Here is a 12,377-nt window from a genome sequence, read left to right as displayed (position 1 = left end):
CCGAGACCACCCATAGCGCCGCCCTGCGCGCCGCGCGAAATGTTTGAACGCCCCATTACAACCTCTTGTATTGACCGCCTTAAAGGCAGCCTATTGGTCCCTATTGGACCTTTACGGTCGGCTTGTCGCGTCCCAGTACGAAACCGGGCTTGTGGTACTCGACATGCCCCAGATCCATTAACTTCCAGCGTCCACCCCACACCAGTCCGACCTGCTCGGCGGTCTGGCCGTAGAGTTCGTAACCTTTCATCGCCCAGGGATCTTTTTCGGAAATCACAAGCTTGCCGTCGCGCAAAAAAGCATTGTCCGCGGCAAGCCCGTACTGGTGATAGCTCTGATAAGCCGCGGCGTTGGTCACCTTTGCTCCGCCCATATGCGAGAGCATGTCCTGACGCGCGGGACTCCGATAACCTTCGAGCAATGCCATTTCATAACCGTATTGCTCGCGCATAATCTTGTAGACCAGCAGCAGCCGCGTGCGGAAGTCCGGATCGAGCAGGTTCCAGTCGCGGCTCGCGTCCTTGATTTCCGGGCGCACCTGCTGGACTTCCTGAGTCTGGAAAACCTCTGGCGGCAAGGGCTGCGGCGGAACCAGCTGTTCGCCGTTCAGGAGCGCCGCAATCTTCTCGTCGGGAACTGTTAAATTGTCGTCAAACTGAAATAACTGTTTGCCGCGCAATGCAATGGCCACTAATGGCGGCGTCGCAAGAATACCCGCAGTCACTCCAATCAGCAAGCGTCGCTGGATCAGTACATTTTGCATTGCCGACATATTCGACATGGAAATTTTTGCCGAACTCGAGATTTGACGTTTTGCGCTCGACGCTTTAATCGATGCGTGCCGCATGACTCGCGCGTGTAATATACCGGCGCTATGCAGGATTGACGTGCGCCAGCCGGGCAGCAGCAATAGCGCCGCAATGGCCACGGCAATGGCGAAATAGAGGGTAAGTGCTATCGCGATCAAAGGCGCCCCCGCCGATTGTGAAACGTCGTTGTATTTTGCAATGCTTGCTCTTAGAATCAGGCCTGCCCGGAAAAGAGCAGGATCGTATTATCGCGGCGAATTAATCCAGAATTCAACGAGACATTGAATGAGTGCGCCGGAAAGCTCGAATTCCAAAGCTCCTCCCAGTCTGCTTCCCAGTGCGGATAAAAACGCACAGCCTGGCGGTTCGCGTATCCTCGCGAACCTGGAAGGGCGCGTCGACGCGTCCGCCTCTAGTGACAAGCCCGGTCGTTCCCGTGCGCCGTGGTTGCTGGTCGCACTGCTCGTCGTGGCCGCGGGCGGCTTTGGCGCGTGGCAGGTTCGGCAGCATCACGCTGTGGCGGTGACGGAAGCGGGTAGTGGGTCTAATGCCGTGCAGGCTGCGGCTAAACCTGCTGCTGCTTCGAATGCGGCCGTTGCGGTTGCGGCGGCCGCGTCCGCGGCTTCCGCGGTTCAGCCTCAACCCGCGACGATCGTCGCGGACGATAGCGACGACAAGGCCGCGGCGAATGCCTCTGCTTCTGCGTCGGGTCCTGCAGTTGCGTCTTCCTCCGACGCGAAGGGCGATAACGACAACAGCCGTCTGTCGCGCGCGCTGGCCGATGGCGCGAAGGACGCGTCGGCGCCTGCCGCGGGCACGGTTGCATCGCATGCATCTCACGAAGCGTCAAAGCAGGAAGTCGCGGCAGCGCGCGGCAAGCACGAGATGCGCGAGGCGCACGAGAATGCGAAGAAGCGCACTGTCGTCGCGCAGTCGAAGAAGCCGGCCGATGCGAAAGCAGGTCAAGGCAAGGATTCGGATGTCGATCTGCTCGCGGCGCTCGTCGCGCATACCGAGCCGTACAAGTCCGGCGAAAAGCCCGCTGCCACCGCGACGAAAGTGTCGACGCCCGCAAGCGGCAGTCTGGCCGAGCAGGTGAAGGCATGCGGGCAACGCGGCTTCTTCTCGGACCAGCTGTGCCTGTGGCGCGTGTGCGACGGCCATTGGGGCAAGGACCCCGCGTGTCCGAACTCGTCGGCGACGCAGGCGCGTCAGCCTTGAGTGCTCATTGAATATTTTCGCTGAGTGTTCATTGAACGTTCAATGAGCGTTCAATGAGCGTTCATTGGGCATTCAGTGGGCGTTCATTGAAGTCGAGGCCGTTCAGATCAGCGGCGTGCTGCCTTCACGCGCGCCGCAACGCACGATTTCCCGGCCATCCACGCCCGACGTCACCACCAGCTGCACGAAACTGTTCCGGTGCGCGTACGGCGCAAAAAAGCGGTCCATCACGCCGATGAACGTCGCGAGGCTCGCACCCGCGAACGCCTGCTCGTCGATCGTCAGCACGACTTCGACGCCGCGCACGAACGTGGGCAGCGGCTTTACCGGCATCCATTTCATGGCGGGACGGTATTCGAGCGCCATAATGCCGTTCACACGGCGCGCCGCCGCGGTGGACACGGCAACCGCATGCTGATGCAGCATGGCCTTCAGGCCCGCGGCATCGAGCGACAGGTGATTCGGCGTGATCTGCGAAATCAGCCGCCACAGCGCGCCGTTACGCTGCGAAGGGCTGGCGTTCTGCGTCGGCGCGCGCAGTAATGAGATCGTGCACGCGAACGAAGCATCTTCATTGAGCAGATCGCCGTCCGGTGCGCCGAGCGCCAGCGACGTGGTCGATTCGCGGTTGTTGCAGGTGAGCCCGATCTCGACCTGATCGCCGCCGGGCCCCGCGGGTTGCGCGTCGATACCGACGAACGAGATCGTGGTTTCGTGGCCGGGACGCTGCTGTTCGGCCCAGCGGTCGCGATGCGCGACCCAGAAGATCGTCGAAGGCTGCGATGACTCGTCGTGGCGCAGCGAATGATACGGCGGCACCTCGATGCTCGACGTCGCGCCGCCCTTCTGCGTGACCATGCGGACTGAATCGATCGAATAGATTTCAGTATCGTGAAGCCGCGTGGTTTGCGGCACGACCGGGTAGGACGTGGTGTCCGCATGGATCGGCACCGGCTGCGCGTCGCGTTCGAACAGATTGATCACCGGCGTGCAGAAAAGCTTCAGATGTTCGGCGCAGAGCGCTTCGAGCGAGCGGGCAACCGGCGCATCCGCCGGCACGCCGGCGATCGCCAGATGCAGCGTGAGCGTACGGCAGGGTCCCGCCGTACGCGCGAGCAGCCCAAGATCGAGGTCGACGAAATGAAACTTGTCGGCAAACGCGAAGTGTTCGAGCAGCAGCCGGAAGGCCGGTAACGACGCGGCCGTATGCGCGAGCAGCGCGTCGTCGCGATCGAAACCGACCGGCGCGATGGGCACGTCCGCAAGTGCTTTCCAGCGGCCACTTCGATCGATCTCGATGAACGCCGCCTGCGCGCGCATCAACAGCGTATCGAGCAACACGGACGCGAACGCGGGTTCACCGGCGAGATGAACGCGCAACACGGACGGCAGCGAATCGAACGTGGCTTCGGCGGAGGTCGCGAAGCTCACGGATAGCACGCCGCTGGTCTGCTCGGGCAGGCGCACGCTCGCGGGCGCGACGGCGGTCTGCGAATAGCGGGCCGCCGTCAGTTGCAGCGGCGTGACGACCACGTCGTAGACCGTGCGAAAGCGGCAGTCTTCCGCGCGCGCCTCGAGCCCCGTACCGCGCCGGATCGTGACCGCCTCGGTCAGCCGGCTCGCGGACACGTCCGGTACGAACTGCGCGATCGAGCATGACGGCAGCGTCCGCAGATACTGCGGATACAGCATCTCGATCAACGCGGTGGTGAACTCGGGATAGTCGTCTTCGAGGCGGGCGCCGGCGCGGGCGGCGAGCAGTGCGAACGACTCCAGCATCCGTTCGACCTGCACGTCGTCCGAGCGGTCGCCGGACATCGCGAGACGCGCCGCGATCTTCGGGTTGCGCAGCGCGAATTCGCGGACATGACGACGTAGCGTGGCGAGCTCGCGCTCGTAGTAAGGCAGGAGGTCTTCCATCGCTGACTGGGAGATTGAACTGTGTGTGGCAGCCGTCAGCGTATTGAACGCATGCGTTGAACGCGACGCCCCGTTTTCAATATTCTCGCGTCAGTCGGCGATCACCGCAATGAAATCGTATCGGCATCTTGAACGTGCGCCTGAAAAGGCTGCGTCGTCACCGCACGTTCGATGCGTGCCACATGCATCTGGGCACGCATCCACGCGCATCGTCGGTTCACGCTCAGTTCACGCTTCGATAGCGCGCCGCCGCGTGCTCCTGGCCGAAGTTGGGCAGCATCGCCTGACGCGCGGCGTCGAACGCATCCCACTGCGCCGCGTCGGGCAGCGGCGGAATCGTGACCGTTTCGCGCCGGTCGAAACCGACAAGCGCCGCATCCACGAGTTCGTCCACCTCCATTACGCCCTGCATCGCGTTCACGTCCTTGCCGGCGTGCGCCCAGATTTCGGTGCGGGTTGCCGCCGGCAGCACCGCCTGCACGTAGAGGCCCTTCGTGCCGAATTCCACGTTCAGGCTCTGGCTGAGAAACAGCACGAACGCCTTCGTTGCGCCATAGACGCTCATCGCGAATTCAGGCACCAGTCCGACCACCGAGCCAATGTTCACGATCGAACCGCGGCCCTCGCGAATGAAGCGCGGTACGACGGCATTCGCGAGTCGTGCGACGGCAACCGCGTTCAGGTTGATCAGGTTGCCGACCTGCTCCGCGCGCTGATCGGCAAAACCTCCGGGCAGCGATGCGCCGGCGTTGTTGATCAGCACGCCGATGCGCGAGTCGCTGGCGAGACGCGCTTCGACGGTTGCGAGATCCGCGGGGTTCGCGAGATCGGCCTGGATGATGTCGACGGCGACGCCGTGCTCGCTGCGCAGACGCGTGGCGAGCGATTCCATGCGCTCGCGGTTGCGCGCAACGAGCACGAGGTCGTGACCGCGTTGCGCAAAACGTTGGGCGTAGACCGCGCCGATGCCGGTGGAGGCGCCGGTGACGAGGACCGTGCTGGTTTCGGACATGACTTGCTCCTGAATGAAGGATTCAGCGGACTGAAGAGTGGAAAGTGGATTCAAACGCAAACGGGCGGCTTGCACCGCTTGCCTGTTAATCATGATGTTCATCATGTAAAGTCAATGATGATATCTGTCATGTATAATGTCAAGCGTGAATCGAACCGGCAGGAGGAACCGATGAAGGTCAGTCGCGAGCAGGTGGCCGAAAACCGGCAATGCATTCTCGAAGCGGCGAGCCGGCTGTTTCGCGAACGCGGGTTCGACGCGGTCACGGTGGCGGAAGTGATGAAGGCTGCCGGCCTCACGCACGGAGGCTTCTATGGCTACTTTGGTTCGAAAGACGACTTGATCGCGGAGACGCTGACGCACGTGCTGGAGCAGGGCGGCGAGCGCGCCATCGATCCGGCCGCATTTGCGGCGGCGTATCTGACGCCGGCGCACCGCGACGACCTGGCCGGCGGCTGTCCGACCGCGGGGCTCGCGGGCGAGACGATCCGGCAGTCGCCGCAGGCGCGTGCCGCGATGACAGAAGGATTGCGCCGCACGATCGAGCGGCTGAGCGAAGGCATGCCGGACATGACAGCCGCTCAGGCGCGGCGCGCGGCGATCGGCAGCTGGGCCGCGATGGTGGGCGCGGTCGTGCTCGCGCGGCTCGCCGACGATCCGAAGCTATCGGACGAAGTGCTGAAGCAGACCCACGCGTGGATTCGCGAGAAGAAGCCTGACGCCGGCGCGCATTGACGCCGCATTGTCACGTTCGCGCTGCCCGAGGTTCGTGCAGGCGGATTCGTGCAAGGCCGTGACGCTACAATGACACGCTGAGGTGTCCAGTTCTCGCGGCCGTCGCGCGGCGTGCTGGCACGCACGAAAATCCATCTGAGGAAACGTACTGCATGGCAGAAGAATACGAAGTGCACGGCTTGCACGATCACGCAGTCGAGCATGCAGGCGCACCACACGGCGAACACCACACGCCGGATCCTTTCGCGAGCCGCATGGCGGTGATGACCGCGATCCTCGCGACGATCGGCGCGATCTTCGCGTATCAGAGCGGCACCAGCGAGAACCTCGCGCTCTATTACAAGAATGAAGCGGGCATTCAGAAAACTGAAGCCGCGAACCAGTGGGCGTATTACCAGGCGGAAGGCGAGAAGCAGAACCTCGCGGAGCTCGGCGCGGCGCTGTCCGCCGCCGATGCGAACGCGCAGAAGAAATTCCTCGCCGACATCGACAAGTACAAGCAGCGCAAGCTGCCGATCCGCGAGAAAGCGGAGGCGCTGGAAAAGCAGGTGGCCGACAACGACGCACGCAGCGAGTCGCTGCTGCATGGTCACCACCGCTGGGCGCAGGCCACCACGCTGATCCAGATCTCGATCGCGCTGACGGCCATCACGTTGCTGACGAGGCGGCGCTGGCTGCTCAACGTGTCGGTCGGCGTCGCGGGGCTGGGTGCCGTGCTCGGCGTGCTCGCGTTGCTGTCGATCTGATGTGACTGGACGCCGCTTCGGGGTGCCTCGACGTGCACCTTGAGGCTGCTCACCTGGCTTTTATGTGATTTCCTGATCATTTATCAGAAGAATTTCGCGCGGAATTTAGCGAAATCAATTTTAAAAAGCAAAGGAAATAACATTTCCTTAAGACTTTTTTACCTGAAGATCTGATTACAGTCGATCCCCCTTTTGAGAATAATCGCCTTTCCGGGAAATGCACCGGAAAGCGCTCGCGCGATCGGCACGGATTGCGCGATTTCCTCTGCTGATAGGCGTTCTATGTGGTCAAGCGCACATAGCCGCGGCGCAACACGGTAATTTCAGCCGATTCCCGATCCTCCTCGCATGACCTAATTTCCGAGAACGGACATTGCTAATTGCGATTTTTTGCCGATTCAGGTAAGAATCAGTAAAAAGTCCACCTTATACTTCGCCCGTCAATAATCCTCTGGGGGAAGACGGGTGGCTGTCACTAAACGTACCAATAAATCTTCAGATTTAACTGCGCCATTTCTCAATGAGAAGATTTCACCTCTCGGACTTGCTGGCGCGCCTGCGACACGACGCAAGTTCCTGACGGGTCTGCTGGCCGGCGCCGGCAGCATCGCGCTGGCCGCTTGCGGCGGCGGTGGCTCGGGCAGCGACGCAAGTCCGGCCGCAGTCGCGGACGCACAGCGCCGCAAGGCGGCGGAATCGGTGTCGGGCACGACGGTGCCGCCGAGCAGTTCGATCACCGACGGTAACGGCGTTCAATGGACGCTCTCGAGCGGTCGCGTGCTGCGCGCCGGCGTGAACACCAAATGCCCGACCACGGCGACGCTGATCCTGTACTGGAACCACACGATCTACGCGGAAAACGCGAACGGCGGCTGGTACGTGAACCAGGCGAGCGTGTGGAGCGCGTCGTCGGATCCGCGCGGCACGAGTTCGTCGTCGTCCTCGTCGTCATCCGGCAGCACGACCGCGTCGTCGCTGTTCTACGGCATCAACGGCCACATGGCGTGGACCTCGGGCATCTACGACACGATGACGGCCGCGCAGCAGGTCGCGATCCTGCAGGACCTCGGCGTGACCAACTACCGTGCCGACGTCGCCGACTCGGGCATGGCCCAGGTCGTCGCGAATGCGCTGAACGGCGCGTTCAAAGGCAGCGGCATCTCGATCCTGCCGTGTATCAATCCGATGAACTGGAATCAGAGCTCGTCGGAAAGCACGTCCTACGCGTACGGCTACCAGCTCGCGCAATCGATCGCGCAGGTGCTGAAGGGCCTCGTCAGCTACATTGAATGCGGCAACGAACTGGATGCGAACGGTGTGGAGTCGACAGGCGCGGGCAACTCGCCGGCCGACTACAACCCGGCGTACTGGCCGGCGTTCCGCGGCGTGATCCGCGGCATGATCGACGGCGTGAAGTCGGTGGACCCGACCATCAAGTGCGGCGTGAACGTGGGCATTCCGCTCGACTACACGGCGCTGCAGATGCTGTGGAATGGCCAGACGCCGAACGGTACCGCGACGCCGACCTCGGGCGCGACACCGCTGCAGTGGGACATCACGATGTTCCACTGGTACGAAAGCTCGGGCGACATCGTGCGCGCGGGTTCGCAGGGCCTCACGAACGTGCTGCAGATCCTGAAGGACTCGTTCGGCATGCCGATCTGGCTGACGGAGTGGGGCTACATGACGTCGGATACCGCCGCGCAGCAAACGTCGTACGTGACGACCACGCTCAACGAGTATTACTCGCTGCGCGACACGTACAACCTGCAGTCGGTGCTGATGTACGAACTGATCGACATGCCGGGCGGCGACACGTACGGCCTGCTGGAAGCGGACGGCGTGACGAAGAAGCCTTGCTATGCGGCGTTCAAGAGCTTCACCGCCGCAAACAAGGCTTGATGATCGAAACCGGTCGCTAGTCCCGATCCGACAACGTTGCGATGCGCGCCACGAGCCACGCGCGCATCGCGGCGATCTCCTCCGCGCACACCGAGTGCGGCATCGCCCACTCGCTCCACTGAACCTTGCAGCCCTTCGCCGCCGCGTAGTCCCGCGCGGTCTGGCCGAGCTGCAACGGCAACACATCGTCCTGCGTGCCATGCGCGGCGAACACCGGCAGCGAGCGATTCACTTCGCTGAAATGCCGTTCAATGAAATCCTGCGAAGGCACATAACCCGACATCACGATCAGCCCCGCCAGCGCGTCCGGATGCGTCAGGCCGGCGGAGTACGCCATCGCGCCGCCCTGCGAGAAGCCCGACAGGAATATCTTCGAAGTGGGAATGCCGCGATCGTTCTGCGCTTCGATCAGATGCCGGATCGTGCGGCACGATGCTTCGATACCCGCTTCGTCGACCTGCCGGTTGATGCCGCCGAAGGACAGGATGTCGTACCACGCCCGCATGATGTAGCCGTTGTTGGCCGTGACCGGAATCTCGGGCGCATTCGGGAAGACGAAGCGCACGCCCGGCAGGTTGGACAGATGCAGCTCGGGCACGAGCGGCACGAAATCGTTGGCATCCGCGCCGAGGCCATGCATCAGGACGATCGCGAATTCGGGATTCGGCGCCGATTCGAGTTCAACGAAGGTGGTGGAAGCGTTCATGATGTCGTTCAGTCTGGTTCAATGCAATGAAGATGCCGTTCAGTGAAGCCTGGCCCCGGGAAGTCGATCAGAGCACGCGGCCGAGCAGCATCAGGATACCGGCCATTGACGCCACCCACACGAGCGAGCGCAGGTACGGAATACCGGCCGCGTAGAGCGGTACATAGACGATCCGCGCGACGAAGTAGAGCCACGCACCCGCATGCGTGACCGCATTGTCGCGACCTGTCACCTGCACGATCAGTACCGCGGCGGCGAACACGGGCAAGGTTTCGAACAGATTGCGTTGCGCGCGCATCAGGCGCGCCGTGATCCGGCCGACCGGCGGCCCGGCTTCGTCGCGCGGCCCGGCGTTGTAGCCCAGGCCGGTTTCGTGGTTGCGCGCGAGCGCAGGCAGCAACACCTGCACGAGCGCCAGCACCAGCGTCCAGCCGAGCAGCGTCAGTTCGATCGTCATGGCGTGAGGTTTATCGCTGAACAAGGAAAATCGCGGTCACGAATTCCGGGTCGAGGCCGCGGCACATGAACGACATCATGCCACGCAGTTCGGGCAACCCGTAAGCCTGGATATCCAGCTACGCTTGACTGCGCCGTCGCCAGTAACGTATCGTTTTGATACGTTATAAAAAGCGCGGTTACGGGCGATGCATTCCAGGTTCGATCAGTTCAGGGCGACGGCGCTCGGGCGGCAGCTCGAAGCGCTGCTCGATACGCCCAGCCGTTACGTCGAGTTCGCGGCGCTGTCGCGCGCCGGGGTGGCGGCCATTGCGGCCGTCCACGACGAACTCGCGCTCAAGTTTCCCGAAATCGGGGATCACGCCACAGCGCGTCAGTTCTGCGGCGCGATGGCGGCGGAAGTGATGCGCCGCCACGGGCACGAGGTCGTGCAGGCGCGCGGCCGTGTCGGCGGTCCGCTGTTCAGCTACGGCGCGGTGTTCAGCGCGCAGCCGGTCGCGATGTCATATGCGAACGTCGTCGAGCGGCTGGGCGAGATGCCGGATGCGGTGAGCGCGCAGGTGGGGCGTTTTCCAGCGTCGCTGTGGAAGCGCAAGCCCGAGGGTACCGGCTTCGCGCTCGTCGAACACCTATGCCATCTTCGCGACATCGACGAAGTATTCGCGGCGCGGGTCCATGCGGTGCGAACGAAGAAGCTGCCGTTACTGGAGTCGGTCGACGGTTCGGTGCTCGCCGTGGAGCGCGGCTATCTCGGCCAGAATCTGGACGACGCACTCGCCGCGTTTCGGGCGGGCAGGGCGCGGCTGTGCCAGACATTCGGGCGCATCAAGCCCGAACAGCTCGCGCGCTGCGGCTTGCGCGACGGTACGCTGCGCATGACAATCGAAGACCTCGTCCGCGAGCTGCTGGACCATGACAGGACCCACCGGCTCGAGCTGGACGAACTGGCCGCGGAGCTGCTGTAGCGGGTCGCGAAGCGCGGCACTTCGGTTGGCCGCATAGCGCTCGCTTCGCTAAAAAAAGGAGCACTGAGAATCATGAAGCGGTTCCGGCAGTCCTTCTTCACAATGATCCTGATCGTGCTCAGCGCACAGCAGTACGTTCATGCAGCAGACGCGAACAACGAAAAGAACGCACGCGCCAATCGCGGCAACGACCCGTTCGTGCGTATTTCTCAGGCCGTGCCGAATTGCCCGGAACCGCTTGGACCAATGGAAACCGACGAGGAGTGGCTCGGCGAATCGCACTATCGCATCGAACGCGGGAACAGCTGCTGGGTCGAGGGGCGTTGCAGGCTGGCGAATGCGTACCTGTACGACCGCGAGATTGCCGAATCCGTGCAGCGGCGGCTGCTCACCATCAGCAACGCAACGCACTGGCGCGACAAGACTTCATTGTGGCTGATGCTGCAGCGTCGGTTCATCTATGTGCAGGGCTGCGTCGCAAAAGATTTCGACACGAAGCAGTTCATCGCGGAGCTGGCGAAGACGGCGGACGTCGATCGCGTGATCGACGAGACCACGACGGATCCTGCTGCGGCAAGATTGCCGTACCGAACGAAACAGGATCCTGAAAAGCCAACGACTGAACAGGGCGAATGAACACGCGTTCATTCCGGCACGCTGCTCATTCACTCGCACACTCACACTGAACGTTCCGCAGCGAACAGAAAATCGATAGCAGAATTTCTTCGAAGCGATGCGTTGACGCATCGAGACCCGGCCCCGCATGATTCAGCAGGCATGCAGCCGCATGCGCTGAACCGGCACAGGCAGGGTAGAAACGATGTCGCACAATCGACGCAATACGGCGCACGCCGATCCACACGAACAGACCAACCTTCAACACGACGCAACCCGTCGCACTTTGCTGAAAGCAGTGGCCGGTATGGCAGGCGCCGCTGCCGTCAACGGCGCGGGTCTGCTCACGGCCGGTGCATCGCTCTTCGCAAGCGGTACGGCTCACGCACAGGGAAGCGGCAAGACGATCCGAATCGGCTACCAGAAGTACGGTAATTTCGTCGTACTGAAGGCCCGAGGCACACTCGAAAAGCGGCTCGCACCGCAAGGCATCAGCGTGCAGTGGCTCGAATTCCCCGGCGGCCCGCAACTGCTGGAAGGGCTCAACGCCGGCGCGATCGATATCGGCACGGTCGGTGAAACACCGCCGATCTTCGCGCAGGCGGGCGGCGTCGACTTCGTCTATATCGGCAGCGAGCCGCCTGCGCCCAAAGGCGAGGCGATTGTCGTGCCGGAGCATTCGCCGATTCGTACTGTGGCCGATCTGCGCGGCAAACGGGTCGCGCTGAACCGCGGGTCGAACGTGCATTATCTGCTGGTGAAGGCGTTGCAAAGCGCGAAGCTCGACTATCGCGACATCCAGCCCGCGTATCTCGCGCCGGCTGACGGACGCGCGGCGTTTACGCAGAACGGCGTCGATGCCTGGGTGATCTGGGACCCGTATCTCGCAGCCGTGCAACGTCAGGCGAACGCGCGCGTGCTCGTGGATGGCGAGGGGCTGGTCGACAACGTCCAGTATTACCTCGCGTCGCGCAAGTTCGCACAGGCGGAACGGCCGCTCGTGCAAACGCTGCTCGACGAGATCGAGAAGGTGGACGTGTACGCGCGCGACCACGTGTCCGAGGTGGCGGCGCAACTGTCGCCGCTCGTTGGCCTCGACGTGCCCACGCTCGAACTCGCGCTGAACCGCCAGAGCTACGACGTTCAGCCGATCACTGAAAAGACGATCGCGTACCAGCAGCAGATCGCCGACACGTTCACGAACCTGAAGCTGATTCCGCGCAAGCTCGACGTCGCGGATGCCCGCTGGAAAACGGTCTGAACCTCGATTCAGTTCAGTTCAATAAGCTG

Annotated in this window: 12 protein-coding genes; 7 read left to right on the top strand and 5 right to left on the bottom strand. The window is 62.7% G+C overall.

The annotated features are described in order from the left end of the window. Positions 1-100 precede the first annotated feature (100 nt). Positions 101-967, bottom strand: a complete 867-nt coding sequence (locus tag DVS29_RS22850) for a M15 family metallopeptidase (protein ID WP_118182790.1) — start codon at positions 965-967, stop codon at positions 101-103. A 127-nt stretch (positions 968-1,094) separates the two neighbouring features. On the opposite strand from DVS29_RS22850, the gene DVS29_RS22845 reads away from it, so the two are divergent. After that, positions 1,095-2,030, top strand: a complete 936-nt coding sequence (locus DVS29_RS22845) for a hypothetical protein (RefSeq protein ID WP_118182789.1) — start codon at positions 1,095-1,097, stop codon at positions 2,028-2,030. 102 nt (positions 2,031-2,132) lie between these two features. On the opposite strand, the gene tssF is transcribed toward DVS29_RS22845, so the two are convergent. Next, the gene (gene tssF / locus DVS29_RS22840; protein WP_118182788.1) at positions 2,133-3,950 is read right to left on the bottom strand and encodes a type VI secretion system baseplate subunit TssF; all 1,818 of its coding nucleotides are present in this window, start codon (positions 3,948-3,950) and stop codon (positions 2,133-2,135) included. A 223-nt stretch (positions 3,951-4,173) separates the two neighbouring features. After that, entirely contained in the window at positions 4,174-4,962 is a 789-nt protein-coding gene (locus DVS29_RS22835; protein WP_118182787.1) for an SDR family NAD(P)-dependent oxidoreductase, read from the bottom strand. A 171-nt stretch (positions 4,963-5,133) separates the two neighbouring features. Between DVS29_RS22835 and DVS29_RS22830 the strand changes: the two genes are divergently transcribed. The 3 genes from DVS29_RS22830 (at position 5,134) to DVS29_RS22820 (ending at position 8,345) form a co-directional block, all read left to right on the top strand. Further along, positions 5,134-5,697, top strand: coding sequence for a TetR/AcrR family transcriptional regulator (locus DVS29_RS22830; RefSeq protein WP_118182849.1), 564 nt, complete (start codon positions 5,134-5,136; stop codon positions 5,695-5,697). A 152-nt stretch (positions 5,698-5,849) separates the two neighbouring features. Then, a complete protein-coding gene (locus DVS29_RS22825; RefSeq protein ID WP_118182786.1) occupies positions 5,850-6,443 on the top strand; it encodes a DUF4337 domain-containing protein in 594 nt (197 codons plus the stop codon). A 465-nt stretch (positions 6,444-6,908) separates the two neighbouring features. Further along, positions 6,909-8,345, top strand: coding sequence for a glycosyl hydrolase (locus tag DVS29_RS22820; RefSeq protein ID WP_124800686.1), 1,437 nt, complete (start codon positions 6,909-6,911; stop codon positions 8,343-8,345). A 16-nt stretch (positions 8,346-8,361) separates the two neighbouring features. Here DVS29_RS22820 and DVS29_RS22815 read toward each other — a convergent pair whose 3' ends face one another. Then, on the bottom strand, positions 8,362-9,051 hold the full coding sequence (locus DVS29_RS22815) for an alpha/beta hydrolase (protein ID WP_118182784.1): 690 nt from the start codon (positions 9,049-9,051) through the stop codon (positions 8,362-8,364). A gap of 67 nt (positions 9,052-9,118) precedes the next feature. Continuing rightward, the gene (locus DVS29_RS22810; protein ID WP_118182783.1) at positions 9,119-9,508 is read right to left on the bottom strand and encodes an MAPEG family protein; all 390 of its coding nucleotides are present in this window, start codon (positions 9,506-9,508) and stop codon (positions 9,119-9,121) included. 187 nt (positions 9,509-9,695) lie between these two features. Between DVS29_RS22810 and DVS29_RS22805 the strand changes: the two genes are divergently transcribed. From DVS29_RS22805 to DVS29_RS22795, 3 genes are all read left to right on the top strand, one after another. Then, the gene (locus DVS29_RS22805; RefSeq protein ID WP_118182782.1) at positions 9,696-10,472 is read left to right on the top strand and encodes a DinB family protein; all 777 of its coding nucleotides are present in this window, start codon (positions 9,696-9,698) and stop codon (positions 10,470-10,472) included. Positions 10,473-10,544: 72 nt separating this feature from the next. Then, positions 10,545-11,108 (top strand): hypothetical protein, encoded by a 564-nt coding sequence (locus DVS29_RS22800; RefSeq protein ID WP_118182781.1) that lies wholly within the window; start codon positions 10,545-10,547, stop codon positions 11,106-11,108. A gap of 184 nt (positions 11,109-11,292) precedes the next feature. Beyond that, positions 11,293-12,348 (top strand): sulfonate ABC transporter substrate-binding protein, encoded by a 1,056-nt coding sequence (locus tag DVS29_RS22795; RefSeq protein WP_118182780.1) that lies wholly within the window; start codon positions 11,293-11,295, stop codon positions 12,346-12,348. Positions 12,349-12,377 lie beyond the last annotated feature (29 nt).

Origin of the sequence: Paraburkholderia phosphatilytica (assembly GCF_003443895.1) — a bacterium.
GTDB lineage: Bacteria > Pseudomonadota > Gammaproteobacteria > Burkholderiales > Burkholderiaceae > Paraburkholderia > Paraburkholderia phosphatilytica.
The sequence above is the reverse complement of the archived record's forward strand: the minus strand, read 5'-3'. Positions and strand labels throughout refer to the sequence as shown.

What these genes read in the sequence shown, in the direction of transcription:
- DVS29_RS22845 (WP_118182789.1), top strand. Translation starts at nt 1,095, where the DNA reads ATGAGTGCGCCGGAAAGCTCGAATTCCAAAGCTCCTCCCAGTCTGCTT.
- tssF (WP_118182788.1), bottom strand. Translation starts at nt 3,950, where the DNA reads ATGGAAGACCTCCTGCCTTACTACGAGCGCGAGCTCGCCACGCTACGT.
- DVS29_RS22835 (WP_118182787.1), bottom strand. Translation starts at nt 4,962, where the DNA reads ATGTCCGAAACCAGCACGGTCCTCGTCACCGGCGCCTCCACCGGCATC.
- DVS29_RS22830 (WP_118182849.1), top strand. Translation starts at nt 5,134, where the DNA reads ATGAAGGTCAGTCGCGAGCAGGTGGCCGAAAACCGGCAATGCATTCTC.
- DVS29_RS22825 (WP_118182786.1), top strand. Translation starts at nt 5,850, where the DNA reads ATGGCAGAAGAATACGAAGTGCACGGCTTGCACGATCACGCAGTCGAG.
- DVS29_RS22815 (WP_118182784.1), bottom strand. Translation starts at nt 9,051, where the DNA reads ATGAACGCTTCCACCACCTTCGTTGAACTCGAATCGGCGCCGAATCCC.
- DVS29_RS22810 (WP_118182783.1), bottom strand. Translation starts at nt 9,508, where the DNA reads ATGACGATCGAACTGACGCTGCTCGGCTGGACGCTGGTGCTGGCGCTC.
- DVS29_RS22805 (WP_118182782.1), top strand. Translation starts at nt 9,696, where the DNA reads ATGCATTCCAGGTTCGATCAGTTCAGGGCGACGGCGCTCGGGCGGCAG.
- DVS29_RS22800 (WP_118182781.1), top strand. Translation starts at nt 10,545, where the DNA reads ATGAAGCGGTTCCGGCAGTCCTTCTTCACAATGATCCTGATCGTGCTC.
- DVS29_RS22795 (WP_118182780.1), top strand. Translation starts at nt 11,293, where the DNA reads ATGTCGCACAATCGACGCAATACGGCGCACGCCGATCCACACGAACAG.